Origin of the sequence: Curtobacterium sp. SGAir0471 (assembly GCF_005490985.1) — a bacterium.
In the GTDB taxonomy this organism is placed as follows: domain Bacteria; phylum Actinomycetota; class Actinomycetes; order Actinomycetales; family Microbacteriaceae; genus Curtobacterium.
Window position 1 is genome coordinate 234,317 of the sequence record NZ_CP027869.1, and the last position, 24,898, is coordinate 259,214.

The 24,898-nt window shown below is 72.4% G+C and carries 27 protein-coding genes; 18 read left to right on the top strand and 9 right to left on the bottom strand.

Annotated elements, in window-relative coordinates; all coding sequences use genetic code 11:
- Position 1: 1 nt before the first annotated feature.
- From C1N91_RS01220 to C1N91_RS01230, 3 genes are read right to left on the bottom strand one after another with little or no spacing between them, the layout of a single operon-like run.
- Positions 2 to 877: an ABC transporter permease gene (locus C1N91_RS01220; protein ID WP_058727517.1), complete on the bottom strand. Its 876-nt coding sequence runs from the start codon at positions 875 to 877 to the stop codon at positions 2 to 4.
- On the bottom strand, positions 874 to 1,827 hold the full coding sequence (locus tag C1N91_RS01225; RefSeq protein WP_137766255.1) for an ABC transporter permease: 954 nt from the start codon (positions 1,825 to 1,827) through the stop codon (positions 874 to 876). The genes C1N91_RS01220 and C1N91_RS01225 overlap by 4 nt, the downstream gene beginning before the upstream one ends.
- Positions 1,824 to 3,482 carry an ABC transporter substrate-binding protein gene (locus C1N91_RS01230; RefSeq protein WP_137766256.1) on the bottom strand — a complete coding sequence of 553 codons (1,659 nt, stop codon included), beginning with the start codon at positions 3,480 to 3,482 and terminating at the stop codon, positions 1,824 to 1,826. Before C1N91_RS01230 ends, C1N91_RS01225 begins: the two co-directional genes overlap by 4 nt.
- A gap of 159 nt (positions 3,483 to 3,641) precedes the next feature.
- On the opposite strand from C1N91_RS01230, the gene C1N91_RS01235 reads away from it, so the two are divergent.
- On the top strand, positions 3,642 to 4,265 hold the full coding sequence (locus C1N91_RS01235) for a DNA alkylation repair protein (RefSeq protein WP_137766257.1): 624 nt from the start codon (positions 3,642 to 3,644) through the stop codon (positions 4,263 to 4,265).
- Between the two features lie 36 nt (positions 4,266 to 4,301).
- Here C1N91_RS01235 and C1N91_RS01240 read toward each other — a convergent pair whose 3' ends face one another.
- The gene (locus tag C1N91_RS01240; protein ID WP_137766258.1) at positions 4,302 to 5,126 is read right to left on the bottom strand and encodes a polysaccharide deacetylase family protein; all 825 of its coding nucleotides are present in this window, start codon (positions 5,124 to 5,126) and stop codon (positions 4,302 to 4,304) included.
- A 224-nt stretch (positions 5,127 to 5,350) separates the two neighbouring features.
- Here C1N91_RS01240 and C1N91_RS01245 point away from each other — a divergent pair, with 224 nt between their 5' ends.
- The 5 genes from C1N91_RS01245 to C1N91_RS01265 all read left to right on the top strand — a co-directional run bounded on the left by C1N91_RS01245 (position 5,351) and on the right by C1N91_RS01265 (position 9,310).
- Complete coding sequence (locus C1N91_RS01245) at positions 5,351 to 6,541, top strand: zinc-dependent alcohol dehydrogenase (protein ID WP_137766259.1); 1,191 nt, start codon at positions 5,351 to 5,353, stop codon at positions 6,539 to 6,541.
- A gap of 49 nt (positions 6,542 to 6,590) precedes the next feature.
- Entirely contained in the window at positions 6,591 to 7,649 is a 1,059-nt protein-coding gene (locus tag C1N91_RS01250; RefSeq protein WP_137766260.1) for an NAD-dependent epimerase/dehydratase family protein, read from the top strand.
- A gap of 217 nt (positions 7,650 to 7,866) precedes the next feature.
- A complete protein-coding gene (locus tag C1N91_RS01255) occupies positions 7,867 to 8,214 on the top strand; it encodes a hypothetical protein (RefSeq protein WP_137766261.1) in 348 nt (115 codons plus the stop codon).
- Positions 8,215 to 8,223: 9 nt separating this feature from the next.
- Entirely contained in the window at positions 8,224 to 8,637 is a 414-nt protein-coding gene (locus tag C1N91_RS01260) for a DUF6314 family protein (protein WP_137766262.1), read from the top strand.
- Between the two features lie 4 nt (positions 8,638 to 8,641).
- A complete protein-coding gene (locus C1N91_RS01265; protein ID WP_137766263.1) occupies positions 8,642 to 9,310 on the top strand; it encodes a pentapeptide repeat-containing protein in 669 nt (222 codons plus the stop codon).
- Positions 9,311 to 9,329: 19 nt separating this feature from the next.
- Here the strand turns inward: C1N91_RS01265 and C1N91_RS01270 are convergent, their stop codons facing one another.
- Positions 9,330 to 10,301, bottom strand: coding sequence for an NAD(P)/FAD-dependent oxidoreductase (locus tag C1N91_RS01270; protein ID WP_137766264.1), 972 nt, complete (start codon positions 10,299 to 10,301; stop codon positions 9,330 to 9,332).
- Between the two features lie 66 nt (positions 10,302 to 10,367).
- Here C1N91_RS01270 and C1N91_RS01275 point away from each other — a divergent pair, with 66 nt between their 5' ends.
- Positions 10,368 to 10,985 (top strand): helix-turn-helix domain-containing protein, encoded by a 618-nt coding sequence (locus C1N91_RS01275; RefSeq protein ID WP_137766265.1) that lies wholly within the window; start codon positions 10,368 to 10,370, stop codon positions 10,983 to 10,985.
- Here the strand turns inward: C1N91_RS01275 and C1N91_RS01280 are convergent.
- Positions 10,903 to 11,760 carry a glycosyltransferase family 2 protein gene (locus C1N91_RS01280; protein ID WP_137766266.1) on the bottom strand — a complete coding sequence of 286 codons (858 nt, stop codon included), beginning with the start codon at positions 11,758 to 11,760 and terminating at the stop codon, positions 10,903 to 10,905. The genes C1N91_RS01275 and C1N91_RS01280 overlap by 83 nt on opposite strands.
- A gap of 108 nt (positions 11,761 to 11,868) precedes the next feature.
- Here C1N91_RS01280 and C1N91_RS01285 point away from each other — a divergent pair, with 108 nt between their 5' ends.
- The 5 genes from C1N91_RS01285 to C1N91_RS01305 all read left to right on the top strand — a co-directional run bounded on the left by C1N91_RS01285 (position 11,869) and on the right by C1N91_RS01305 (position 16,219).
- The gene (locus tag C1N91_RS01285) at positions 11,869 to 12,510 is read left to right on the top strand and encodes an MBL fold metallo-hydrolase (RefSeq protein WP_137766267.1); all 642 of its coding nucleotides are present in this window, start codon (positions 11,869 to 11,871) and stop codon (positions 12,508 to 12,510) included.
- Between the two features lie 35 nt (positions 12,511 to 12,545).
- The gene (locus C1N91_RS01290; RefSeq protein WP_137766268.1) at positions 12,546 to 13,226 is read left to right on the top strand and encodes an HAD family hydrolase; all 681 of its coding nucleotides are present in this window, start codon (positions 12,546 to 12,548) and stop codon (positions 13,224 to 13,226) included.
- Between the two features lie 151 nt (positions 13,227 to 13,377).
- Positions 13,378 to 13,860, top strand: a complete 483-nt coding sequence (locus tag C1N91_RS01295) for a GNAT family N-acetyltransferase (RefSeq protein WP_254678297.1) — start codon at positions 13,378 to 13,380, stop codon at positions 13,858 to 13,860.
- Positions 13,861 to 13,907: 47 nt separating this feature from the next.
- Positions 13,908 to 14,531, top strand: coding sequence for a TetR/AcrR family transcriptional regulator (locus tag C1N91_RS16520; RefSeq protein ID WP_254678298.1), 624 nt, complete (start codon positions 13,908 to 13,910; stop codon positions 14,529 to 14,531).
- Positions 14,528 to 16,219: an MDR family MFS transporter gene (locus tag C1N91_RS01305; RefSeq protein ID WP_137766269.1), complete on the top strand. Its 1,692-nt coding sequence runs from the start codon at positions 14,528 to 14,530 to the stop codon at positions 16,217 to 16,219. Before C1N91_RS16520 ends, C1N91_RS01305 begins: the two co-directional genes overlap by 4 nt.
- Positions 16,220 to 16,475: 256 nt before the next feature.
- On the opposite strand, the gene C1N91_RS01310 is transcribed toward C1N91_RS01305, so the two are convergent.
- Positions 16,476 to 17,453, bottom strand: coding sequence for a LacI family DNA-binding transcriptional regulator (locus tag C1N91_RS01310; protein ID WP_254678299.1), 978 nt, complete (start codon positions 17,451 to 17,453; stop codon positions 16,476 to 16,478).
- A gap of 260 nt (positions 17,454 to 17,713) precedes the next feature.
- Here C1N91_RS01310 and uriH point away from each other — a divergent pair, with 260 nt between their 5' ends.
- From uriH to C1N91_RS01335, 5 genes are read left to right on the top strand one after another with little or no spacing between them, the layout of a single operon-like run.
- The gene (uriH, locus tag C1N91_RS01315) at positions 17,714 to 18,757 is read left to right on the top strand and encodes a uridine-preferring nucleoside hydrolase UriH (RefSeq protein WP_137766270.1); all 1,044 of its coding nucleotides are present in this window, start codon (positions 17,714 to 17,716) and stop codon (positions 18,755 to 18,757) included.
- Positions 18,754 to 20,172, top strand: coding sequence for a uridine transporter UriT (gene uriT / locus C1N91_RS01320; RefSeq protein WP_137768604.1), 1,419 nt, complete (start codon positions 18,754 to 18,756; stop codon positions 20,170 to 20,172). The genes uriH and uriT overlap by 4 nt, the downstream gene beginning before the upstream one ends.
- The gene (locus C1N91_RS01325) at positions 20,169 to 21,026 is read left to right on the top strand and encodes a ribokinase (protein ID WP_137766271.1); all 858 of its coding nucleotides are present in this window, start codon (positions 20,169 to 20,171) and stop codon (positions 21,024 to 21,026) included. Before uriT ends, C1N91_RS01325 begins: the two co-directional genes overlap by 4 nt.
- A gap of 31 nt (positions 21,027 to 21,057) precedes the next feature.
- On the top strand, positions 21,058 to 21,993 hold the full coding sequence (locus C1N91_RS01330) for a Ppx/GppA phosphatase family protein (RefSeq protein ID WP_137766272.1): 936 nt from the start codon (positions 21,058 to 21,060) through the stop codon (positions 21,991 to 21,993).
- 2 nt (positions 21,994 to 21,995) lie between these two features.
- Complete coding sequence (locus tag C1N91_RS01335) at positions 21,996 to 22,625, top strand: hypothetical protein (RefSeq protein WP_137766273.1); 630 nt, start codon at positions 21,996 to 21,998, stop codon at positions 22,623 to 22,625.
- On the opposite strand, the gene C1N91_RS01340 is transcribed toward C1N91_RS01335, so the two are convergent.
- Positions 22,611 to 23,231 carry an antibiotic biosynthesis monooxygenase gene (locus tag C1N91_RS01340; protein WP_137766274.1) on the bottom strand — a complete coding sequence of 207 codons (621 nt, stop codon included), beginning with the start codon at positions 23,229 to 23,231 and terminating at the stop codon, positions 22,611 to 22,613. The two genes, C1N91_RS01335 and C1N91_RS01340, sit on opposite strands and share 15 nt — an antisense overlap.
- Positions 23,232 to 23,302: 71 nt before the next feature.
- Between C1N91_RS01340 and C1N91_RS01345 the strand changes: the two genes are divergently transcribed.
- The gene (locus C1N91_RS01345; protein ID WP_137766275.1) at positions 23,303 to 23,803 is read left to right on the top strand and encodes a DUF6328 family protein; all 501 of its coding nucleotides are present in this window, start codon (positions 23,303 to 23,305) and stop codon (positions 23,801 to 23,803) included.
- Here C1N91_RS01345 and ku read toward each other — a convergent pair.
- Positions 23,800 to 24,885, bottom strand: a complete 1,086-nt coding sequence (gene ku / locus C1N91_RS01350) for a non-homologous end joining protein Ku (protein WP_137766276.1) — start codon at positions 24,883 to 24,885, stop codon at positions 23,800 to 23,802. The two genes, C1N91_RS01345 and ku, sit on opposite strands and share 4 nt — an antisense overlap.
- Positions 24,886 to 24,898: the final 13 nt, after the last annotated feature.

Below are 24,898 nucleotides of genomic sequence, written 5' to 3' on the forward strand. Positions count from 1 at the left end.
GTCACTTCCGGTCGGAGGCGGTGGGGTCGAGGGCGTCGCGGAGGGCGTCCCCGAACAGGTTGAAGCCGAGGCAGATCACGGCGATCGCGACACCCGGCACGACCGCTGCCCACGGCGCCTGGCCGAGGTACTGCTGCGCGTCCGAGAGCATGATGCCGAGGCTCGGGGTGGGCGGCTGGATGCCGAGGCCGAGGAAGGACAGCAGTGCCTCGCCGATGACCGCGACCGGCATGATCACCGTGGCCTGCACGATGATCGCCGAGACACAGTTCGGCAGGACGTGCTGCGCGATGATCCGGGCGCCGCCGGCGTCCAGCGTCTTCGCGCTCGTCACGAAGTCGGCGCTCGTGATCCGCAGGGTCTCACCACGCACGATCCGGATCATCGCCGGCACGTGCGAGATGCCGATCGCGATGACGGCGTTCGTCAGGCTCGGACCGCTGATCGCCGCGAGCCCCACCGCGATGATGAGGAACGGGAACGCCAGGGCGACGTCGGTGAGCCGGCTGATGATCGCGTCGAGCCAGCGCCAGTAGCCGGCGAGGAGCCCGAGCGGGGTGCCGACGACGACCGCGAGCAGCACCGACAGCACGCCCACGACGAGCGAGACCTGGATGCCGTAGAGCGTCCGGGACAGGATGTCGCGGCCGAGGTCGTCGGTGCCGAACCCGAAGCCGACGGTGAAGGGCACCTGGAACGGCAGGTCGAAGTGCGTCGCGGTGGGGTCGTGCGGTGCGACGAGCGGTGCGGCGACCCCGGCGAGCACGACGACGGCGAGCATGATGCCGCCCGTCATGCCGAGCCGGTTCGTCCGGACCTGCTTCCAGATGCGACCGCGGCTCGAGCCCAGGTCGAAGGGAGCGGTGATCGTGGTCATGCGGCGCCTCCGACGCGGATCTTCGGGTTGATGACCGAGTACAGGACGTCCACGGCGAAGTTGATGAGCACGTAGCCCAGGGTGATCACGAGCACGACCGCCTGGATCACCGGGTAGTCGCGGGTGAACACGGCGTCGAGCGTGAGCTTGCCGAAGCCGGGCAGGGCGAAGATGCGCTCCGTGACGACCGCGCCCGAGATCAGCCCGCCGAGCTGCAGGCCGACGATCGTGACGACGACGATCATCGAGTTGCGCAGGCCGTAGCGGAAGAGCACCCGCGGGCGGCTCAGGCCCTTCGCCCGGGCGGTCCGGACGAAGTCGGTCTTCATCGTCTCGATCATCGACGCGCGGGTCTGCCGCATGATCACCGCAGCGAGCGACGTGCCCAGGATGAGCGCCGGCAGGGTCAGGTGGTGCAGCGCGCCGATCGGGTCGCTCGTCACCGGGACGTAGCCCGAGGCCGGGAACCAGCCGAGGCCCGCGGCCAGCCAGACGATCGCCAGGATGCCGAGCCAGAAGTTCGGCACGCTCAGCCCGACCAGGGCCGCGGCGTTCGCCATCCACTCCGGCCACTGCCCGCGGTAGCGCTCGGCCAGGGTACCGAGGGCGACCCCCACGACGACGGCGACGACGATCGCGTAGAGCGCGAGCCAGAGCGTGACGGGGAGCGTGGCGCCGAGGAGCTCCGTGACCGGGGTGCCGGTGCGGGTGGACTGGCCGAGGTCGCCCTGCAGCGCGTTCACGACGAAGCGCCAGTACTGCACGACGAGGGAGTCGTCGAGCCCGAGGTCGGCGCGCACGGCGGCGAGCCGTTCGGGGCTGGCCTCCTCGCCCGCCAGGGCCAGGGCCGGGTCGCCCGGCAGCTGCCGGACGCCGAAGAACACCACGATCGAGGCGAGGACGAGCGTGAGCGCCGCCTGCCAGAGTCGGGTCAGGACGTACCGGGTCACTTGCTGCCGCCTTCCACGAACGCCGCCTGGCTGAGTCGGACCACGCCGTCGGCGTAGGTGGAGACCCCGGCGACGTCCGTGCTGACGCCGGTGATGCTGCGGGTCCGGTAGAGGTAGATGATCGGGTCGTCCTGCTGGACCTTCGTCACGAGCTGCCCGTACAGGTCGGCGCGCTCCTGCTGGTCGGTGGCCTGCGACGCTCGTGCGATCAGGTCGTCGACCTCGGGGTCGCTGTAGCCGGGGTAGTTGTTGCCGCCGCCGGTGCCGAGGAACGAGCCGATGTTGCCGTGCGGGTCGACCCGGCCGGACCAGCCGAGCTGCAGCGCCTGGAAGTCACCACGGGTCTGGTCGTCGAGCAGGGTCGTGTACTCGACCGGGGTGATCGTGATCGCGAAGCCACCCGCGCGGGCCTGGGCCTGCAGCGCCTGGGCGAACCGGACGGTGTCGGGGGTGTTCGTCACCTCCATCTCGATCGGGAACGGCTGCTGCACGCCGGCCTGCTCCAGGAGCTCCTTCGCGCGTTCGGGGTCGTACTCCGGGCAGGCCTTGCTCGCGTCGGTCGCGTAGGCGCTGGTGTCCGGGATCGGGGAGCACGCGACGTCCGCCCAGCCGCGGAACACGCTCTGCACGAGCTCGGCGCGGTTGATCGACATCGACAGGGCCTGCCGGACCTTCCGCTGCGTGGCGAGCGGGGTGTCGAGCGGCTTCGGGTCGGTGCCGACGCCGTCCTGGTTCGCCAGGTTGATCGTGATGCCCTGGTACCCGAGCGACCCGGTGCGCAGGATGCTCAGGTCCTTGCGCTCCATCAGCTCGTCGACGTCCTGGGTGGAGATCGTGTCGGCGACCTGGACGTCCCCGGACTTCAGGTTCTGCGCGCGGATGCTCGCGTCGGTGATGATCCGGTAGGTGATCCGGTCGAAGTGCGCGCTCGCCGGGTCGTGGTACATCGGGTCGCGCTCGACGGTGATCGAGGTCTGCGGGACGCGCTCGACGAACTTGTACGGGCCGATGCACACCGGGGCGTCGCCGAACCCGTCGCCCTCCTGCGCCAGTGCGGTCGGCGACATCACCATGCCGGCGCGGTCGGCCAGCGCCGCGGTGATCGGGGCGAAGGGGGTCGCGTAGCGGATCCGCACGGTGTGGTCGTCGACGGCGTCGATGGCCGTCACCGGGCCCATCTCGCTCTTCCGGCTCGAGTCGTCCTTCGTCAGGTTCCGCTCGAGCGTCGTCACGACGGCGTCCGCGTCGAACGGGGTCCCGTCGGCGAAGCGGTACCCGGTGTGGACCGGGAACGTGACCGTCTTCCCGCCGTCGGACACCGTCGGCAGCTCGGTCGCGAGCATCGGGACGACCGTGCCCTCGGCGTCGATGTCGTAGAGCTTCTGGCACATCGTCTCCATGACGTACCGGGTGTAGAGCGACGACGACGTGGTCGGGTCGAGGCGGTCCGGTTCGGCGGAGAGGGCCATCACGAGGTCGCCGCCCTCGCGGATCTGCTGGTCACCGATCGCGACGGTGGTGACGGTACCGGCGGTCGCGCCACCGGCCTTCGAGCGTTGGACCGGCACGCAGGCGGTGAGCGCGAGCGAGGCGGCCAGGGCGACGGCGGGCACGGCGAGGAGTGTCCGGCGGCGTCGAGCGGGGGTCTGGGACATCGAGTTCCTGGAGCTGCTGGTGTGCGTGGCGACTCTTGTGGAGTCACGCTCAGGAGTGCGGTGATTGCATACAATCACAGGTGCTGGCGCTGCTTTGTACACATCGTGTTTCGATCATGTGAAACCTGCCGGAGCACCGGCCGGCCCTAGGCTGGTGGGATGCAGAGCCACGGTGCCGAGGCGGTGCTGGCCGCCCTCGCCCGCACGCCGGGTGACGTCGCAGGAGCCCGACGCGTCGCCCGACGGTTCGCCGACCTCGACGAGGGGGAGCGCTCGGCGCTGCTCTGGAGCGATGACGCCGGTGCACGGTTGGTCGCCGTCGTCCTCCTGGTGCAGGCGATGCGCGCGCACCCCGATCCGGAGCTGACCGACGAGTACCTCGCCGCGGCGAAGGCCGAGCGGTTCGAGGACACGGTGCTGGTGGACGTCGCGGCCGAGGAGCTCGTCGGCGCCCCGCTCGTCGGCGGCTCGACGGGGCCGCTGTTCGCGCTCGCGAAGTCCGACGTCGCGATGGTCCGCCGGATCGCCGTCGTCGCGACGCTCGCGTTCGCCAAGCACGGTGACGCCGAGGTCCCGCTCGCGATCGCCGGGCGGCTCGTCCGGGAGCGCAGCGAGACCGTGCAGTCCGCGCTCGGGTGGGTGCTCCGCGAGACGGGGAAGCGGGCGTCCGAGCCGGCGCTCGTGGCGTTCCTCGAGCGGAACGGCCGCTTCCTGACCCCGGCAGCCCGGGTGACGGCGACCGAGCACCTGCCGCCGGCCGAGCGGGACCGCCTGCGCGCGTAGCTCTGCTTCGCCCCCGGTACCCGGCGAGCCGGAATGTCAGCGGGTGAAGACGTCGTCGAGCGTCCAGGTCGGCAGGCCGCGCTGCTCGAGCAGGGCGTGCAGTCGGGGGAGTGCCCCGATCGTCCCCGGGAAGTTCGCGTGTCCGATGACGATGTGCGCCGGCTGGAACCACTGCTCCGCGAAGCCGACGACCTGGTCCGAGGAGATGTCGCCCGAGTCGGCCAGTGAGCCGTACCAGAGCGTGGGCGTGGTGTAGCCGACGGCCGCGGCTGCGCGGTCGACCCGGGCGTCGTGGTACCCGAACGGCGGGCGGAAGTACGGGCGGGCGTCGACGCCGAACGTCCGCTCGAGGAACTCGTGGTTCCGCATCAGCTCGTCCTGGATCGCCTGGTCGCCGAGCTTCGTCAGTGCCGGGTGGTCCCACGTGTGGTTGCCGAGCTGCACCTGCCCGGAGTCGACGAGCGGGCGCAGCAGGTCGGCGTGCTCGGTCCACGACGGCCGGACCCCGTTCACGAAGAACGTCAGGCGCGTGCCGGTCTCGGCGGCGAAGCGGGCGTAGGCCTCGACGACCTCGGACGAGGCTCCGTCGTCCACGGTCCACGCGATGCCCGGCGTCCCCGCCGGCAGTCCGGTCACGGTCGCGTGCGGCACGGGCACCTTCGTCAGCGCGGGTCGCGGCGGCGTCGGTGTCGGTGTCGGTGTCGGTGTCGGCGTCGGGCTGGGTGTCGGAGTCGACGTCGCGGTCGGGGTCGCGGAGCCCTGGGGTGCGGCGGCGCCCGGTGTGCAGGCCGCGAGGAGCCCGGCTGCCAGGGATCCGGTCGCGCCGGCGAGGAGCGCCCTGCGCGTGGTGCTGTGGTCCATCGTTCCCAGCTTCGCGACTGCGGAGGCGCCGGCGCATCGGCGGCCGGACGGACCTCCGGCTGGCCGATCGGCCACCGGGACCGGACGGGAGGCCCGCCCCTCCGCCACCTGCACCGCGCGACGCGGACGGGGCTGGGAAGGCCCCACGGGGCGGGCGCGTAGCGAGGGGTCACGTGAGCCGCGCCTCCCGGCCGGCCCAGAAGCGACCACGAGAGGAACGCGACGTGCGCGCACTGACCTGGCAGGGCACCGAGAAGGTGTCCGTCGAGACCGTCCCCGACCCGACCATCCAGGAGCCGACCGACGCGATCGTGCGGATCACCTCGACGGCGATCTGCGGCTCCGACCTGCACCTGTACCGGGTGCTCGGTCCGTACATCGACAAGGGCGACGTCCTCGGCCACGAGCCGATGGGCATCGTCGAGGAGGTCGGCTCCGCCGTCACGAACCTCAAGGTCGGCGACCGGGTCGTCGTGCCGTTCAACATCTCCTGCGGGCACTGCTGGATGTGCCAGCACGGCTTCCAGTCGCAGTGCGAGACGACCCAGGTCAAGGAGTACGGCACCGGTGCCTCGCTCTTCGGCTACACGAAGATGTACGGCCAGGTCCCCGGCGGCCAGGCCGAGTACCTGCGCGTGCCGCACGCCGACTACGGCCCCATCAAGGTCCCCGAAACCGGCGCCGACGACCAGTGGCTGTTCATGAGCGACATCATCCCGACCGCGTGGCAGGCCGTGCAGTACGCCGACGTCCCCGAGGGCGGCACGCTCGCGGTGCTCGGCCTCGGCCCGGTCGGCCAGTTCGCCGCGCGCATCGGCAAGCACCTCGGCTACCGGGTGCTCGCCGTCGACCCGGAGCAGGTGCGCCGCGACCTCGGCGCGAAGCACGGCATCGAGGTGTTCGACCTGTCCGACGACATCGTGTCGCAGCTGGTCGACCTGACCGACGGTCGGGGCCCGGACGGCGTCGTCGACGCGGTCGGCATGGAGGCACACGGCAACCCCGTCGCCGGGTTCGCCCAGCGCGCGGCCGGACTGCTGCCGGACAAGCTCGCGCAGAAGGCGATCGAGACCGCGGGGGTCGACCGCCTGGCGGCGGTGCACACGGCGATCGACCTCGTCCGTCGCGGCGGCACGGTGTCGCTGTCCGGTGTCTACGGGGGCATGGCCGACCCGATGCCGATGATGACCCTGTTCGACAAGCAGATCACGATCCGCGAGGGGCAGTGCAACGTCCGCCGCTGGGTCGACGACCTGATGCCGCTCGTGTCCGACCCCTCGGACCCGCTCGGCACGCTCGACCTGACCACGCACCGGGTGTCGCTCGAGGACGCCCCGCACATGTACTCGGTCTTCCAGAAGAAGGAGGACGGCTGCATCAAGGTCGTGCTCGACCCGTCGATGGCCGCAGCCTGATGGCCGGCCCGTCGCTCCGCCCGGGCGGCTGCTCGGGACGGTCGCGCTGATGCGGGTCGTCGTGGTCGGGGCCACCGGCAACGTCGGCACCGCGGTGCTGCGGCGGCTCGCGGCGGCACGGCTCACCGGCGACGGCCGCGCGGGCGACGAGGACGGCCTGCAGGTCGTCGGCGTCGCCCGCCGGGTGCCGGACGCGCGCGTGGCGCCGTACGACGTGGCCGTGTGGCACGCGGTCGACGTCGGCGGCGCGAGCGCGGTCGACGAGTTGACCGCGGTCTTCACCGGCGCCGATGCCGTGGTGCACCTGGCTTGGGCGCTCCAGCCGACGCACGACATCCCGGCGCAGCACCGGACCAACGTCACGGGCACGGCGAACGTGCTCGCGGCGGTCGCCCGTGCCGGCGTCGGGCAGGTCGTCGTGTCCTCGTCCGTCGGGGCGTACCGCGGCGTCGACGTCGAGGGCAAGCGGACCCCGGTCGACGAGTCCTTCCCCACGACCGGCATCCCGACGGCGACGTACTCCATCCACAAGGCCGAGAACGAGCGGGCGTTGGACGCCTTCGAGCGGGACCACCTCGACGTCGTCGTGACCCGGCTCCGGCCCGGACTGGTGTTCCAGCGCGGGGTCGCGGCCGAGCTCCGGGGGCTGTTCCTCGGGCACCTCGTCCCGATGTCGATCGTGCGCGCGGCCCGGTTCGCGGTCCTGCCCCTGCCGCTGCCGTTCGTGTTCCAGGCCGTGCACGCCGACGACCTCGCCGACGCGTTCTGGCGGGCGATCGACCGACGGGCCGCCGGAGCCTTCAACATCGCCGCGTCGCCGGTGCTCACGCCGCCGCGGATGGCCCGGGCGGCCGGGATGCTCGGGGCGGTGCGGGTGCCGCTGCGACTGCTGCGCGGGACCGTCACGCTGACCTGGCGGCTCCGGCTACAGCCGACCGACGCCGGGTGGCTCGACATCGCCGCCGGGGTGCCGGTCATGCGGACCGACCGGGCTCGACGTGAGCTCGGGTGGGAGCCGCGGCACACGGCCGAGGACGCGCTGCGCGAGCTCGTGGGCGGGTTCGCAGACGGAGCGAACATCGAGGCGTCGGGGCCGCTGCGGGGCTGAGCGGCGCTGAGCCCGGTGAGCGGGCGGGAGCGCCTGCCGGGGAGCGCGCGCGAGCGCCTGGCGGGATCGGGCGTACCTGGCCGGATCGGGCGTACCTGACGGAACCGTTCGACCAGGTACGCCCGGAAACCCCTGCCATCGCACCTGTTCTGGGAAGGACCGGGCGCGCTACGCTCCAGCCCAGGGCGCGAGCGTGCCCGGCAGGGAAGGGGCTGGCATGGCGATCGACGACTTCGGAGTGCCCGCCGGGGAGACCCACAATCCGCTGATCCCGCCCGCCTACGACCTGGTCTGGACCCTCGTGGCCGTCGGTGGCATCGTCACGCTCCTCGGGATCGTCGCGGTGGTCGTCCTCACCGTGTACCGGTCCCGGCGGATGGTCGCGCGTGGGCAGAACCCCCTGACCGTCGCGGAGGACCTGGCGCACCGAGCGATGCACGCTCCGGTGCTCGGCCCGACATCGACGCGTGAGCAGCGGCTCGCCGAGCTCGACGACCTCCATCGTCGCAGGGTCATCACCGACGACGAGCACCGGACCGCCAGGGCCGAGGCGCTCCGCGCGTAGCCTGGGACGGTGCTGCCGACGGACCTGCTGGGCGACTGGGTGCTGCGCCGGACGGTCGACGACCGGCGCGCCGGCGCATCCGGCACGGTCACCGGGACGACGACCCTGACGCTGGTGGCCCTGGACGAGGTGCGCTGGGACGAGTCCGGCACGATGCACTTCGGCGGCCGCGTCACCCCCGTGTCCCGCACGCTGTCGGTCCGGCGGGTGGACAAGCGGTGGACCGTGCACTTCGCCGACGGCCGGGTCTTCCACCCCTGGGTCTGGGGCACAGCGGTCGAGCACCCCTGCGCGCCCGACGACTACACGGGCGTGCTCGACGGGGCCGCCGAGCGCTGGACCGTCCGGTGGGAGGCCCACGGCCCGGCGAAGGACTACCGACTCGACAGCGTGCTCGAGCGTCGGACCGCCACGGCAGACTGAGCGCATGGCACGCACCCCGACCGGCACCACCGCTCCGCGCATCTCCGCGGTCGCCCCGCGCGACCTCGAGGACTGGGCGCCGGCGCCGGGCGACGTCCTGACCGGCGACCGGATCGAGGGCAAGCGCATCGCCGTGTTCGACGTGGCCGGCGAGCGACTGCCCGACCTGGAGCTCGAGGAGTGCGTGGTCGACGTGCTCCGCGCCGACGGCACCGACCTGCGCGGGCTCCGCGTCCGCGACTCGGTGGTCGAGACGCTCGACGCCCCGGTGCTCCGCGCGTCGAGCAGCGCCTGGCGCGAGGTCCGGGTCGCGGGCGGCCGGGTCGGCTCCGCCGAGCTGTACGACGCGACGCTGAACGCTGTCGAGTTCGTCGGGATGAAGCTCGGGTTCGTGAACCTCCGCGGCTCGACGCTCACCGACGTGGTGTTCCGGGACTGCGTCGTCGACGAGCTCGACGTCGCCGACACCCGGCTGCTGCGCGTGGCGTTCCCCGGCACCCGGATCCGGTCCGTCGAGGGCACGAACACGCGCGTCGAGCACGTCGACCTGCGCGAGGCCGACCTCGACCGGGTGGAGCGGCTCGAGGGGCTCCGCGGCGCGACCATCGGCAGCGAGCAGCTGTACGTGCTCGCGCCGATGCTCGCCGCGCAGGCGGGCTACCGCGTCGACTGAGCCCGCTGGTCGGCGGGCGTCAGACGGCCGGCACCGCAGCGAGCGCGGATGCGATGTCCGCCTGGACCAGGTCGCCGTGCACCGCTGCTCCGGCTTGGGTCCCCGCCGCCGCCGAGGCGATGACCGTGGCCATCGGCGACGTCACGTTGCCCGCAGCCCACACGCCGGGCACGGACGTCCGACCGACGGCGTCGACGGTCAGCGCACTCCCCACACGGAACCCGTTGAGCAGGACGTCCTCGGCGATCACACCGAGGTCCGCGAGGAAGTCCGCGCGCGCCTCCGCCGTGCTCGCCGCGGCCAACGCGTCCAGCGCGACGGCCTCGCCGGACCGCAGCTCGACACCGCGCAGGACGCCGTCCTCCGACAGCACCCGCACCACCGGTTCGGTCACGACCCCGATGTCGCGGGCGGCGAGACCGTCGAGGTCGGTGTCGTCGAGCAGGGCGGGGTCCGCCACGAACGCGGTCACCCGGTCGCTCAACGCACGGAACATCTGCGCGTGGTGCGCTCCGAACGGGGTCGTCACCAGGACGCCGATGCGCTGGTCGCGGACCTCCCACCCGTGGCAGAACGGGCAGTGCACGACGCCGCGCCCCCACTGCTCGGCGAGTCCCGGCACGTCGGGCAGGACGTCGACGGCGCCGGAGGCGACGACCAGCCTGCGGGACGTGACGACACGGCCGGAGTCGAGCGTGACCGAGAAGCCGACCGGGTCGGTCCCGTCGCCGTCGGTGGCGGACGCGGCCACGACCCTCCCGGCCGTCACCTCGACGCCGTACGCGGCCACCTCGTCGCGTCCGATGCGGGTCAGCTCGGTGGGTGCGACGCCCTCGCGGCCGAGGTAGTTGTGCGCGCCCGTGGCGACGGCGTTGCGGGGCTCGCCCGCGTCGACGACCAGGACGGAGCGCCGCGAGCGTCCGAGGATGAGTGCGGCGGACAGGCCGGCGGCAGAGCCGCCGATGACGATGACGTCGGAGTGATCGGACATGGGGGCATCCTGCGGTGCCGCGTGCAGCCACAGCAACGATCGTTGCTGGTCTGGCAAGATCACGGCATGGACGGTCTGGAGGCACGACCCACCCCGCCGACGACGGCACAGGTGGTCGACGCGGTCGGCCCTCGGCTGCGGTGGCTGCGCGAACGACGTGCCGTCACCCTGGCGGCGCTCGCCGCCGAGACCGGCATCTCGGTGTCGACCCTGTCCCGGCTGGAGTCCGGGCAGCGGCGCCCCACCCTCGAGCTGCTCCTGCCCCTCGCGCGGGCGTACCAGGTGCCGCTCGACGACCTCGTCGGGGCGCCGCAGACCGGCGATCCGCGCGTGCACCTCAAGCCGGAGCAGCGCGGTGGCCGCGTGGTGATCCCGTTGACGAGGCGGACCGGTGGCGTCCGGTCGTTCAAGCAGCTCATCCCGCCGATGCCGGCGGACGGCGACCGCAGCCTGAAGACGCACGAGGGGTACGAGTGGCTCTACGTGCTGTCGGGGCGGCTCCGACTGCTGCTCGGCGAGCGCGACTTCGACCTCGGACCGGGCGAGGTCGTCGAGTTCGACACGCACACGCCGCACTGGGTGGGCAACACCTCGGACGAGGTCACCGAGGTGCTGTGCCTGTACGGACCGCAGGGGGAGCGGGCACACGTGCGGTCGCGACCGGAGCCGCGACAGGGCGACTGACCTCGGGGCGGCGAGCGCCTCCGGCCGGTGTGGACGTGCGGGCTGCGCCGAGCGCCACGCGCGAACGTCGAGCCCAGCGACGGGCCGGGTTCGCTCGCCGTCCGTTGACCCGGAACGTGTGGAACGCGCGCCGGGTCCGTCGCACGACGGAAGCCGCCCCGGACAGCGGTCTCGCCGAGACCTCGACGGTGAGCGACCGGGTGGCGAGCACGTGCCACGCGGGGTCGAGCTGCATCGACAGGTCGACGTCGTCGTGCACCTCGGGGTCGTCCCGGTGCGCGCGCCCACGGACCGACGTCCACGTGGACCGGTGCAGCGCCATCGCCGAGCCGAACAGCGGCGGCCGGCCGAGCGCCGACCACATCAGCGCGAAGAACGGGCGCATGTAGAGCCCGTTCCAGACCTGCCGGAGGACGGCCCCACCATCCGCCGGACGGCCAGGGCCGGTGACGGCGACGACGCCGGGGGTGTCGAGCAGGCGGACAGCCTCGGCGATCCACCCCGGCGGCGGGACCGAGTCGGCGTCGAGCCGGGCGATGACGTCGCCGGACGCGTGGTCGTAGCCGCGCGCCGAGGCCCGTGCGATGCCCCGGACCGGTTCGTGCAGGACCGTCGCACCGGCGGCGAGGGCGACCTCGACGCTGTGGTCGGTGCTGCCGTTGTCGACGACGACGACCTCGTGCGCGGGGTGGGTCTGGGCCGCCAGTGCCCGCAGGCAGCGGGCGAGGTGCTCGGCGTCGTCGAGCACGGGGACGACGACGGAGACCTGCGGCACGTCCACGATCCTGCCGGAGGTGCGCTGGGTGGACGGTCGGGCACCCGTCTGTGCGTGCCCTCAGCGCCGGGCGGCATGCGGTCCCGGCCCGGGGCGTTGACTGGTGGCATGCAGCTGACGAAGTACAACCACGCCACGGTCGTCCTCGAGCAGGACGGCACCACCCTCGTGCTCGACCCCGGTGCGTTCACGCCCGAGGCAGCCGACCTCGTCCGCTCCGCCACCGCCGTGCTCGTCACGCACGAGCACTTCGACCACCTCGACGTCGACGCGGTGCGCGCCGGACTGGACGCGAACCCGGAGCTCGTCGTCCGCGGGCCCCGTCCGGTCGTCGACCAGCTCGGCGACCACGACGGCCGGGTCGTCGCCGTCGGGGCGGGCGACACCTTCTCGGTCGGTGCGTTCGACGTGCGTGTGTTCGGCGAGCAGCACGCCGTGATCCACCGCGACGTCCCGGTGATCCCGAACGTCGGGTACCTGGTCGACGGCACCGTGTTCCACCCGGGCGACGCCTACCTCGTCCCCGGTGTGCCGGTGCCGACCCTGCTCCTGCCGACGAGCGGTCCGTGGACGCACACGGCCGAGGCGGTCGACTACGTGCGCGAGGTGCAGCCGGAGCGCGTCGTGCAGATCCACGAGGCGATGCTCAGCGAGCTCGGGCAGCAGTCCACCGCGCGGTTCCTCGGACCGGACGTGCTCGGGACGGTGCCGGTCACGATCCTGGCGTCGGGCGAGTCGATCACGGTCTGAGTCGTCGCTCGCGGTCGGGGGAGCAGGCTGGACGGATGCTCGACGCTCCCTCGACCGCGGTCCTCTTCGATATCGACGGCACCCTCGCCGACTCCAACTACGCGCACGTCGACGCCTGGTGGCGCGCCTTCCGGGCCGCCGGGGAGTCCGTCGACGCGTGGCGCATCCACCGGGCGATCGGCATGGACTCCGGACGGCTGCTCGCGGAGCTGCTGCCCGACGCGTCCGACGAGGTCCGGGACGAGGCGAAGCAGTTCCACACCGCGTTCTACTCGGAGCACATGCCGCAGCTCCGGCTCCTACCCGGGGCGCGGGAGCTGCTCGAGGCGGTCGCCGACGCCGGACACGCGGTCGTGCTCGCCACGAGCGCGCCCGAGTCGGAGCTGTCGGTGCTGCGCGACCTGCTCGACGCGTCCGCCTGGGTGACCGCGGAGACGAGCTCCGAGGACGTCGAACAGGCCAAGCCCGCCCCGGGGATCATCCAGGTGGCGCTCGACAAGGTCGGGGTCGCGGCGGACCGTGCGGTGATGGTGGGCGACGCGATGTGGGACGTCGAGTCGTCCGGGAAGGTCGGACTGCCCTGCGTCGGCGTGATGACGGGTGGGATCGGCGGCGACGAGCTGCGGGGCGCCGGTGCCGCCGCCGTGTACGACGACGCGGCCGCCGTGCTCGCCGCGTTCCAGGCGGGCGAGGGGCCCATCGCCGCACTGGCCTGAGCGAGGACCGGCCCGCGCGAGCCCGCCGCGCGTGCGGCCGGCGGGCCTCGAGTCTCGGTCCCAGCGACGTTCCTCGCGCCGGATCGCGCGAGATGTGTCGCTGAGCGCGAGTCTCGGGCAGGTCACGCCGCGCGTGCGAGGATGGACGATCGTGATCACGATCGAGCGCGTTGCCTGGGACGACCCCCGCGGAGTGGCCCTCCGCGCCACCATGGACGACGAGATGCACGAGCGCTACGGCGACGGGCACGCGGACGAGGACCCGGCCGTCACCGCCGAGCGGAACCGCGTGCTGGCGGTCGACCCGGCCACCGTCATCACCTCGCTCCTCGCGATCGACGAGGACGGCACCGCCCTCGGGCACATCGCGGTCCGGCACCTCGGCGACGAGGTCGAGCTGAAGCGCCTCATCGTCCTCGCCGCCGCCCGCGGCAAGGGCGCCGCCACCGCCCTGCTCGCCGAGGGTGAGCAGGTCGCACGCGAGCAGGGGGCGTCCCGCGTGATCCTGCAGACCGGCGACAAGCAACCCGAGGCCGTCGCGCTCTACCGCAAGACCGGGTGGGAGCAGATCGACGTGTACGAGCCGTACGCCGCGACCATGCCGTGGTCGTTCTGCTTCGCGAAGGCGCTGTAACCCGTCCTCACGTTGCACTCTCAGCAGCAGAGTGCAATTCTTGCTCGGTGAGCACCACCGAACGCACCCGAGCGCTGCGCCGACGCATGATCGTCGAGGCGCGCCGGGCGACGATCGAGCACGGCCTGCACGGCTTCACGATCGAGCAGCTCTGCGACACGGTCGGCGTCTCGCGGCGCACGTTCTTCAACCACTTCGCGTCGAAGGACGACGCCGTGCTCGGCATCGAGCAGGGCCGCACCGAGGAGGTCCTGCGCGCCTACGCCGCGGGCGCCCTCGTGCCGGACGACCTCGACCCGCTCGGGTCCGTCGTCGCCCTGGCGATCGAGCAGATGCACGTCGCCGGGCTCGACCGCGCCGACGAGGCCCTCGTCCGCCGGGTGTTCGAGCGCGAACCCGTGATGGTGGCGAAGTTCCTCGCCGCCGCCGACGTCCAGCTGACCGCGGTCGGTCGTGCCGTCCGCGAGCGCTTCGACTGGACCGACCCCGACGACCGGCGCGCACAGCTCGTCACCGAGGCCGCCGCCGGTCTGCTCAAGGTCACGGCAGGCGAGTACTTCGACGACGGTTTCGACGAGGCGACCGGACCGTCGTTCGACGCGCTGCTCACCGACAACCTCCGCCAGCTCAGGGCGGCCATCACCACCACCGGACAGGACCCCACCGCATGAGCGCCACCGCGCAGGGCACGAAGCGTGCCCGACCCGGATCCGACGGACCGCTGCTCCTGACGCAGCGCCGCATCTGGATCATCTTCTCCGCCCTGATCGCCGGCATGCTCCTGTCGAGCCTCGACCAGACGATCGTCTCGACGGCGATGCCCACGATCGTGGGTGAACTCGGCGGCGTCGCGCACCAGGCGTGGATCACGACCGGGTACCTCCTGGCGTCGACGATCGTGATGCCGATCTACGGCAAGTTCGGCGACGTCATCGGCCGCCGGACCCTGTTCCTCGTGGCGATCGCGCTCTTCACACTCGCGTCGCTCGGGTGCGCGCTGTCGACCGACTTCTGGCAGTTCGTGGTCTTCCGTGCGCTGCAGGGTCTCGGCGGGGGCGGACTCATGATCCTGTCGCAGGCGATCATCGCCGACATCGTCCCGGCGTCCGAGCGTGGCAAGTACCTCGGCCCGCTCGGTGCGATCTTCGGTCTGTCGGCGGTCGGCGGCCCGCTGCTCGGCGGGTTCTTCGTCGACCACCTGACGTGGAACTGGGCGTTCTGGATCAACATCCCGGTCGGCATCGCGGCGTTCGCGGTGGCCTGGTTCGCGCTCACCCTGCCGAGCAAGCAGGCGACGAAGCGCATCGACGTGCTCGGTGTCGCGCTGCTCTCCGCCACGACCGCCTGCCTGGTGTTCTTCACCGAGTTCGGCGGCAACCGCAACCACGGCTGGGGCGCCCTCGAGACCTGGGCGTGGGGTGCCGGCTTCCTGGTCGCCGCAGCGCTCTTCGTGTTCGTCGAGTCCCGTGCGCAGGACCCGATCATCCCGCTGACGTTCTTCCGCAACCGCACGTTCGTCCTCGCGACGGGCATCGGCTTCGTGCTGGGCATCGGCATGTTCGCCGCGATCGCCTTCGTCCCGACGTTCCTGCAGATGTCGTCGGGAACCTCTGCCGCGGTCTCCGGGCTGCTGATGCTGCCGATGATGGCCGGCCTGATGGGGACCTCGATCGCGTCGGGCATCGCGATCACCAAGACGGGGAAGTACCGGATGTTCCCGGTCGTCGGCACGATCGTCGTCGGCCTGGCGATGCTCGGCATGACCACGCTCGCCGCGAGCACCCCGATCTGGTTGATCTGCGTCTACCTGTTCGTCTTCGGCGCCGGGCTCGGCCTGATCATGCAGGTGGTCGTCCTCGTCGCGCAGAACGCCGTGCCCCCGCAGGAGGTCGGCACCGCCACCTCGACGAACAACTACTTCCGCGAGGTCGGGGCGTCCCTCGGTGTCGCCGTCTTCGGGGCGCTCTTCACCTCGCGCCTGACGGACTCGCTGACCGGGGTCTTCACGGACGCGGGAGTCCCGGCGTCGCAGGCGGCGTCGAGCAGCGCCAGCATCGACCCGAACGCGCTCGCGAAGCTCCCGGAGGCCCTGCAGGACGGGATCGTGAACGCGTACGCCGACTCCCTCGCGCCGGTGTTCTGGTACCTGCTGCCGTTCATCGCCGCGGCGCTGGTGCTCGCGCTCTTCCTGCCGCAGATGAAGCTCGCCGACGTGGCCGGCATGGTCGCTCGCGGCGAGGCCGTCGGGGGCGCCGAGGCCGACGAGCTCGAGCGTGCGCAGCGGGCCGGCACGGGCGGGTCCGCCGCCGCGCCGTCGCGCGACGAGACGCCGGCGCACGGGCGGGACGCCTCCGTCTGACGCGGGGCTCCGCCGAGCGGGACGCCGGCGTCGGCGCGAGACGCCACCGCTCGGCCGAGACGCCTCCGGAACCGGCAGCGTCTCGGCGGTCCCGGTGCGTCTCGCCGGTCCCGGTGCGTCTCGCCGGTTCCAGGGCGTCTCACCGGGTCCGTGCCGTGACGGACGGGAGGCGCGGTGCCGGACCCGTGCCGCGCCTCCCGTCCGGTGGGTGGTGCGGGTCCGGCCGGCGGTGCGGGGAGCAAGCCGCCCGCGCCCGTCAGCCCCCGGTGCTCGCCCGCGGGACCAGGCGGGCCGGCAGGTCGACGGGCTCCGCCGCCGTACCGTCGACCGTCGCGAGCAGGCGCAGGGCGGCGGTGCGGCCGAGCTCGGCTCCCGGCAGCGCGACGCTCGTCAGGGCCGGCGCGGTGACCGACGACGAGGGCAGGTCGTCGAAGCCCGCGACCGCCAGGTCCTCGGGCACCCGGAGTCCCATCGTGCCCGCGACCCGGAGCACGCCGTAGGCGAGGGTGTCCGCGGCCGCCACGACCGCCGTCACGCCGTCCTCGTGCCAGGCCTCGACCACGTGCTCGGTCGCCAGCGCGGCGGCGTCGACGGTCAGGTCCGCGCGGGCGCCGACCTCCGACACGGTGATCCCGGCGGCGGCGCACGCCTCGTCGAACATGCGGTGACGGATGCCGAAGGTCGCGACCCGTGCGGTGCCGTCGAGGTACGCGACGTGTCGGTGCCCGCGGTCGCGCAGGTGGGCGACGAGCGCGTCGATCCCCGGCGCGAGGTCGTAGTCGACCGCGGTCGTGCCCGCGGCGGCGTCCGGCGCGTCGAGCAGCACCACCGGGACGCTCGCGTCCATGGGCTCGCCGGCCGCCGGAGCGTCGACCAGGATCCCTGCCGGCCGCAGCCGCTCGAAGCGCCGGAGGTCGGCCGCCGTGGGCTGTGCACCGCGCTCGGTGACCGAGAGCACGAGCTGGTACCGGTCTCCCAGGGTGTCCCGCACGCCGCGGATCACCTCGGCGAAGAACGGGTTCGACAGGTCCGGTGCGATGAGCACGACCAGGTCACCGGTGCCGCGGGCGAGGGAGCTGGCCGCGTGGTCGACGACGTACCCGAGGGTCTCGACGGCGTCGCGCACCCGGTCCGCGATCGGCTGGGAGACCCGACCACGGTCCTTCCCGTTCACCACGAGGGAGACCGTCGCGATGCTCGTCCCCGCGCGTTCGGCCACCATCGCCGCGGTCACGCGACGACCGTGAGGGGCGGGGGAGGGCACCCGACGAGCCTACCGACCGGGCCGGGCGCACGGACGGGCGAGGATCGCTCGGAGTTGACGTCAAGCGTTTGACGTGTTCGAATGTCAAACGCTTGACGCGCCGAGCTGGAGTTGGTTCCTCCACAGCGCGGACCCCACCGCGTCGAGCACACACGTCCGTCCGGCAGCGCCGGACACGGCGGGCCAGGACGGTCCGCCGACGCAGATCCCCGACGAAGTGGAGCCCCACGGTGCCCGATGCGACGACGCAGAAGATCATCCTCGACTGCGACCCCGGCCACGACGACGCCGTCGCCCTCCTGCTGGCGCACGGCAACCCGACGATCGAGCTCCTCGCCGTCACGACCGTCGTCGGCAACCAGACCCTGCCGAAGGTCACCCGCAACGCCCTCGCCGTCGCGCGCATCGCCGGCATCACGGGTGTGCCCTTCGCCGCCGGCGCCGACCGCCCGCTGCTGCGCGAGATCGAGGTCGCGCCCGAGATCCACGGTGAGAGCGGCCTGGACGGGCCGACGCTCCCCGAACCGTCGTTCGGCCTCGACGAGCGGCACGCCGTCGACCTCATCATCGACACGGTGATGGCGCACGAACCCGGCACCGTCACGATCGTGCCCACCGCCGGCCTGACCAACATCGCCCTCGCCGTCCGCAAGGAGCCGCGCATCGTCGACCGCGTCAAGCAGGTCGTGCTGATGGGCGGCGGCGTGCACGTCGGCAACTGGAGCCCGGTCGCCGAGTTCAACATCGTCATCGACCCCGAGGCCGCCGACATCGTGTTCCGCGCCGGCTGGGACGTCGTGATGGTCGGCCTCGACCTCACCCACCAGGCGCTCGCCACCCCCGAGGTCGCCGCGCGCATCGCCGCCGTCGGCACCGGTCCCGCCGCGTTCGTCGGCGAGCTGCTCGAGTTCTTCGGCAAGGCCTACGAGGACGCCCAGGGCTTCGACGCACCGCCCGTGCACGACCCCTGCGCAGTCGCGTACGTCATCGACCCGACGATCGTCCGCGCCGTGAAGATGCCGATCGCGATCGAGACGACGGGCACCCACACGCTCGGCATGACCGTCGCCGACCTCCGCGGCCCCGCGCCGGAGGACTGCCGGACGTCCGCCGCGATGGAGCTCGACCACGCGCGGTTCTGGGACCTGGTCGTCGACGCGCTCGAGCGCATCGGCGAGACGCCCGACACCGGGTGGACGCCCCGCGCCGCCGCCGAGACGGACACCGACACCGACACCGAGACCGACGTGGCCGTCGTCACGCAGGAGCGCTGAGCACCGTGACCACCACCTCGACGACGAAGTCGACCGCCGCCCTCACCGCCGCACTGCTCGCCGCGTGCGTCGCGTTCCAGCTGAACGCGAGCATGCTCAGCCCGGCGCTCGCGACCATGGCGGACGAGCTCCGCACCGACGACGCGACCATCGGGCTGTCGCAGACGCTGTTCTTCACGATCGCGGCCCTGTTCTCGCTGTTCCTGCCGCGCCTGTCCGACATCGTGGGCCGCAAGCGCGTGCTGCTCGGGATGCTGCTCGTGATGCTCGTCGGCAGCGTCGTCGCCGCCCTCGCGGTGAACGTGCCGATGCTGTTCGTCGGCCGGATGATCCAGGGCGTGACCGGGCCGGTCGTGCCCATCGGCCTGCTCGTCCTGCGCAACGAGATCGCCGACCCGAAGCGCTACGGCGCCGCCCTCGGCCTGCTCACCGCGGTGAACGGCGGCATCGCCGGGGTCGACGCCCTGGCCGGCGGCTGGATCGCGACGCACTTCGGGTTCCGCGGCATCTTCTGGGTGATCGTCGTCGTCACGGCCGTCGCCGCACTCATGGTCGCCCGCTGGGGTGTCGAGTCCCACCCTTCGGCCGGCACGCGGATGGACTGGTGGGGCGTGCTCCCGCTGGTCGTCAGCGTCGGTGCGCTGCTCACCGCGTTCAACGAGGCCGGCAAGCTGGACGCTGCCGACTGGACGCTCGTCTTCGGCGGGATCGTCCTCGCCGTGGTCGCCTTCGGCGTGTTCTGGGCGATCGAGTCGCGGGTCCGCGAGCCGCTCGTCGAGACCCGGTACCTGCAGCGCCGCGGGACCTGGGCGCTGCTCGTCACGACGCTGCTCACCATGACGGGCGTGTTCGCGGTCGTGAACGGGTTGGTCACGAGCCTCGCCCAGAACGACGAGGTCGGCTTCGGCATGGAACCGGACGTCGCATCGCTGGCGTTCCTCGTGCCGTACGCGCTGGTCGGGTGGGTCGTCGGACCGTTCTCCGGCCGTCTCGCGCCGACCCTCGGCTACCGCGCCGTGCTCCGCGTCGGCCTGGTCGGCAGCATCGTCGCGACGCTCGTCATGGCGTTCGTCGGCGTCCACTCGCTGCCCGTGCTCGTCGCCGCCACGGTGCTCATCGGCATCACCTACGCGGGCATCGCGAACATCGTCCTCAACGGGCTCGGCATCGTGCTCTCGCCGGAGTCCAACCCGGGGTTCCTGCCGGGCCTCAACGCCGGTGCGTTCAACCTCGGTGCGGGCATCAGCTTCGCCGTGCTGCCGGCGCTGCAGACGGCCCTCGGCACCGGCGGGTCCGCGGGCACCGCCGGCTACTCCGGTGGCATGCTGCTCGGTGCCGTGATCACCGTCGCGGCCCTCGCCACGTCCTTCCTCATCCCGCGCCCGGCCTCGGCCGAGACAGGAGCCACCGCATGAGCGGCATCGTCGTCGTGGGCAGCCTCAACGCGGACCTGGTGGTCCGCACGGAGCGCTTCCCGAAGCCCGGGGAGACCCTGCAGGGGTCGGACCTCGCGATCCTGCCCGGTGGCAAGTCCGCCAACCAGGCGGTCGCGGCCGGGAGGCTCGGGGGCACCGTCCGCATGATCGGTGCGGTCGGCGACGACGGGAACGGCACGCTCCTGCGCGAGTCCGTCGCATCGGCCCACGTCGACACGACGCACGTCGCGGTCCGGCGGGGCGTCGCCACCGGGACGGCCGTCATCACGGTCGACGCCGCGGGCGAGAACACCATCGTGATCTCCGGCGGTGCGAACGCCACGCTCACGCCGGAGGACCTGCCCGACTCGGCCTTCGACGGCGCCGGTGTGCTCGGGCTCTGCCTCGAGGTCTCGATCGACGTCGTGCTCGCCGCCGCGCGGGCCGGCCGTGCCGCGGGGGCCACGGTGCTCACCAACCTGTCGCCGTTCGGGGCCGTGCCGCAGGAGCTCCTCGACCTGACCGACGTGCTGCTGGTGAACGAGCACGAGGCCGCCGGGCTCGGGGACCACGGCGTCGCGCGCTCGATCGTGACCCGGGGTGGTGCCGGCTGCACGGTGCACGACGGGGACGCGGATCCGGTCGACGTCGACGCCGTGCGGGTCGAGCCCGTCGACACCACGGGCTGCGGGGACGCGTTCATGGGTGCGGTGGCGCTCCGACTCGACGCCGGCGACTCGCTGCTCGAGGCCGCGCGCTTCGCCGTCGTGGTCGGTGCGTACGCCGCGACGAAGCCGGGCGCACAGGCGTCCTACCCGACCACCGCGGAACTGGAGTCCTTCCTGCGGGCGTAGCCCGAGCCTCCCGGCCGCTAGCGTTGGGGGCATGCGCGTCGGAGTCCTCGACATCGGGTCCAACACCGGCCACCTGCTGGTGGTGGACGCCCACGGCGGGGCCGCGCCGCTGCCGGCCTCGTCGTTCAAGCAGCCGCTGCGGCTCGCCGAGCACCTCGACGACTCGGGCGCCGTGACGCCCGCGGGTGTCGACGCCCTCACGACCTTCGTAGCGGACGCCGTCCGCGTCGCCGAGGAACGCGGGTGCGAGGACATGCTCGGCTTCGCGACCTCGGCCGTCCGCGACGCGGTGAACTCCGACGCGGTGCTCGACCACGTCGAGGAGCGCACCGGCGTCGAGCTCGCGGTGCTGTCCGGCGAGGACGAGGCACGCCTGACGTTCCTGGCCGTGCGGCGGTGGTTCGGGTGGTCCGCCGGACGCCTCGCCGTGTTCGACATCGGCGGTGGCTCGCTCGAGATCGCCGGCGGCGCGGACGAGGCACCGGACGTCGCATGGTCGATGCCGATCGGTGCCGCTCGACTCGCGCGCCAGTACTTCGCCGCGGGGACGCCCTCCCAGGACGACGTCCGCCGCATCCGCCACGAGATCCGCGTCGCCATCGCGCGCGACGCCGGCCTGCTGCTCCGTGCGGGCAGGCCGGACCGTGCCGTGGCGACCTCGAAGACGTTCCGCTCCATCGCCCGCATCTGCGGCGCCGCGCCCTCGGCTGCGGGACCGCTCGTGCCGCGGTCGCTCGACGGCGCGGTGCTCCGCGAGCGGCTGCCGTCGCTGCTGACGATGTCGCTCGGGCAGCTGGCGGAGCTGCCCGGCGTCTCGCCGAGCCGGGCGCACCAGGTCGTGCCGGGAGCGCTCGTCGCCGAGGCGTGCCTGGACATCTTCGACCTGCCGGCGCTCGAGATCTGCCCGTGGGCCCTGCGCGAGGGGGTCATCCTCGAGCGGCTCGACCAGCTCTCGGTGCTCGGCTGAACGTGGCCCGGCACGCCGCCGATGCGCCTCCGGAGGCGCCGACGTCGTTCGCGCTCGGTCCGACCTGGGTGCGCGTCGGGCTGTGGGTCACGCGCGGCGCCGTCGTGGTCATGGTGCTCGTCATCGTGCTGGCCGCGGTCGACCGCCCCGGCTGGGAGCGCTTCGGGTTCGATCAGGACGGATCCCCACGGGCGGCGCTCCCGAACGCCGCACTGCTCTGCGCACTCGTCCTCGGGATCGGGTGGCAGTGGTTCGCGGGACTCGCCGCGCCGTCGTCCACGGTCCGACGGGACGGCGACGACCTGCGTGCTCTGACCGTCCTCGGGACACGTCGCGTGCGGCTGACGGGGGCGTTCGTCGTCCGGTTCCGTGTCTGGAGCGGTGTCGGCACCACGCACGGCCTGTTCGTGCTCGATCGGCGGTGCCGGGCGCTGGTCGTCCTCAGCCCCTTCGGTCCTGCCGACACAGGCCGCACGCGAGCGCTGGTCCCCGCCGCGGAGGACTCGCTGTGGAGGGCAGCCGGCGAGCACCTCCTCGGGCTCGTCTGGCTCCTCGCCACGGTGGTCGTCGTGTTCGTGCTCGGCGGGGTGCTCGCCGCGGTCCTCTCGGCCCCGGGCTCAGACCTGGGCTGAGCGTCGGGAACGCGGCGGGGCGAGGAGCCAGGGGCGGATGAGCTTCGTCACGAACGGCAGCACCCAGAAGGTCATGATCGGCGTCAGCACGAGCGTCGTCATCAGCACGCGGGGCAGCACGGCGAGGTGCCCGAACGCCGGGACGAGCCAGCCGACCAGGTAGGTGAACGCCAGGTTCACCGGGAAGAACCCGAGCCAGATGCTCACCGCCTGCTTCCACCGCGGCGGGGCGCTCGATGCAGGGGCGTCCTGCGGGGCGTCGAACCAGCCCTCGATGCCGGTGCGCTTCTCGACGCGGGACTCCACCACGAGGTCGCGCCCCTGGTCGAGCCAGCGGAGCCGGTCGTCGGAGTTCTCCCACGTGGCGAGCTGCTCGTGGTCGGCGAACCGGTAGAGCATGTGCCATTCCCGACTGGTGGCGTGGGAGCGGACCCATCCGGAGCCGAGGAAGCCGGGGTAGCGGTTCGCCAGGTTGACGCCGGACTGCACCCAGGCGGTGGCGTCGGGGATGCGGTCGGGTTCGACCAGGCGGGTGATGGACACGGTGACGGGCGGGCCTGCGGTCACGGATGACGACTGCAGACTCCCTGGCTCTTGTGGAGTCATACGGACAGTCTCGCGCAGTCCTGTTTCCGACTCGTGACGGTGGAGGGTGTGCGGGACAGTAGGTTCGGCACATGAGCGACGTCAGCGGTGCAGCACAGGACACCGAGCGCGGTCGGCACGAGACCCCGACCGAGCGGTGGGACCGGAACTGGTCGGACATCCAGCAGGAGCTCCGCATCGTGCAGACCGGGACACAGATCCTGGCCGGCTTCCTGCTGACGCTACCGTTCCAGCAGCGCTTCACGATGCTCAGCACCAGCGAGGAGGTCGTCTACCTCGTGCTCGTGGCGCTCGCCGTGGTGATCACGGTGGTCGCGCTCTCCGCCGTGTCAGCGCACCGCCTGGTGTTCCGGCAGCGCCAGAAGCACGACCTGGTCCGGGCGGGCAACGCGCTGCTCATCGCGGCGCTCGCGGCGAGCGCGCTGCTGTTCTCGGGCACGGTGCTGTTCGTGTTCGACGTCATGATCGGGGACGTCGGGGGGATCGTCGGCGGGGTGGTCGTGTTCCTCGGGACCGCAGCGCTCTGGGTGTCGATCCCGCTCGCGCTCCGCCGAACGAGACGCGACGGCTAGCTCGCCTGCTTCTTCGCGGTCGACTTCGTCGCGGGGGTCTTCTTCGCAGGGGTGTTCTTCGTAGAGGTCTTCTTCGCGGTCGACTTCGCCGCGGCGGTCTTCGCCGCCGGCGCCTTCTTCGACGGCGCCTTCTTCGTCCCCGCCGTCGCGTCCCCGTCACCGTCCGCACCAGCGGAACCGGACGACGAGCGCGATCCGGACGACGAGCGCGAGCCGGACGACGAACGCGACCCCGAGCCTCCAGACCGGGACGAGGACCGGGACGACGACCGCGACGATCCCGACGAGCCGGACCGCTTCTTGTCCACCGAGGCCCGGAGGGCCGCCATCAAGTCGATGACGTCCCCGCCCTCGTCGGCATCCTCGTCCTCGGAGCGCTCACCGAACGTCTCCGAGGTGTCGACGTCGTCGCCCGCCTCGAGCTTGGCGTCGATGAGCTGCTGCAGTTCCTCCTGGTAGGAGTCCGTGTAGCGGTCGGGGTCGAAGTCGGCGGACATGCTCTCGACGAGCGACGACGACATCTTCAGCTCGTTCGCACTCACCTTCACCGACTTGTCGAGCGCAGCGAAGTCGGCTGCCCGGACCTCGTCGCCCCACAGCAGCCCCTGCAGCAGGATGACGTCGTCGTTCACCCGGAGCACGCCGAGCCGGGTCTTCTGCCGGAGCGTGAACTGCACGACGGCCAGCCGGTCGGTCTTCGCGAGCGTCTCGCGGAGCAGCACGTACGCCTTGGGGGAGCGGGAGTCCGGCTCCAGGTAGTACGACTTCTCGAACATCATCGGGTCGACCTGGTCCACGGGGACGAACTCGAGGACCTCGATCTCGTGCGACTGCTCCTCGGGGAGCTGCTTGAAGTCGTCCGCGGTCAGCACCACCGTCTTCTCGCCGTCGTCGTAGGCGCGCTGGATGTCGGCGTACTCGACCTCGTGCCCGAACTCGCACACGCGCTTGTACCGGATGCGACCCTTGTCCTCGTCGTGGACCTGGTGCAGGGAGACGTCGTGGGTCTCGGTCGCCGCGTACACCTTGATCGGCACGTTGACGAGCCCGAACGCGATGGAGCCCTTCCAGATCGACCTCATGGCCACATGATGC

Excerpts from the sequence above, each read along its gene's own strand:
- C1N91_RS01220 (WP_058727517.1), bottom strand. The coding sequence starts at position 877 with ATGACCACGATCACCGCTCCCTTCGACCTGGGCTCGAGCCGCGGTCGC.
- C1N91_RS01230 (WP_137766256.1), bottom strand. The coding sequence starts at position 3,482 with ATGTCCCAGACCCCCGCTCGACGCCGCCGGACACTCCTCGCCGTGCCC.
- C1N91_RS01235 (WP_137766257.1), top strand. The coding sequence starts at position 3,642 with ATGCAGAGCCACGGTGCCGAGGCGGTGCTGGCCGCCCTCGCCCGCACG.
- C1N91_RS01240 (WP_137766258.1), bottom strand. The coding sequence starts at position 5,126 with ATGGACCACAGCACCACGCGCAGGGCGCTCCTCGCCGGCGCGACCGGA.
- C1N91_RS01250 (WP_137766260.1), top strand. The coding sequence starts at position 6,591 with ATGCGGGTCGTCGTGGTCGGGGCCACCGGCAACGTCGGCACCGCGGTG.
- C1N91_RS01255 (WP_137766261.1), top strand. The coding sequence starts at position 7,867 with ATGGCGATCGACGACTTCGGAGTGCCCGCCGGGGAGACCCACAATCCG.
- C1N91_RS01265 (WP_137766263.1), top strand. The coding sequence starts at position 8,642 with ATGGCACGCACCCCGACCGGCACCACCGCTCCGCGCATCTCCGCGGTC.
- C1N91_RS01270 (WP_137766264.1), bottom strand. The coding sequence starts at position 10,301 with ATGTCCGATCACTCCGACGTCATCGTCATCGGCGGCTCTGCCGCCGGC.
- C1N91_RS01275 (WP_137766265.1), top strand. The coding sequence starts at position 10,368 with ATGGACGGTCTGGAGGCACGACCCACCCCGCCGACGACGGCACAGGTG.
- C1N91_RS01285 (WP_137766267.1), top strand. The coding sequence starts at position 11,869 with ATGCAGCTGACGAAGTACAACCACGCCACGGTCGTCCTCGAGCAGGAC.
- C1N91_RS01290 (WP_137766268.1), top strand. The coding sequence starts at position 12,546 with ATGCTCGACGCTCCCTCGACCGCGGTCCTCTTCGATATCGACGGCACC.
- C1N91_RS01305 (WP_137766269.1), top strand. The coding sequence starts at position 14,528 with ATGAGCGCCACCGCGCAGGGCACGAAGCGTGCCCGACCCGGATCCGAC.
- C1N91_RS01325 (WP_137766271.1), top strand. The coding sequence starts at position 20,169 with ATGAGCGGCATCGTCGTCGTGGGCAGCCTCAACGCGGACCTGGTGGTC.
- C1N91_RS01330 (WP_137766272.1), top strand. The coding sequence starts at position 21,058 with ATGCGCGTCGGAGTCCTCGACATCGGGTCCAACACCGGCCACCTGCTG.
- C1N91_RS01340 (WP_137766274.1), bottom strand. The coding sequence starts at position 23,231 with ATGACTCCACAAGAGCCAGGGAGTCTGCAGTCGTCATCCGTGACCGCA.
- C1N91_RS01345 (WP_137766275.1), top strand. The coding sequence starts at position 23,303 with ATGAGCGACGTCAGCGGTGCAGCACAGGACACCGAGCGCGGTCGGCAC.
- ku (WP_137766276.1), bottom strand. The coding sequence starts at position 24,885 with ATGAGGTCGATCTGGAAGGGCTCCATCGCGTTCGGGCTCGTCAACGTG.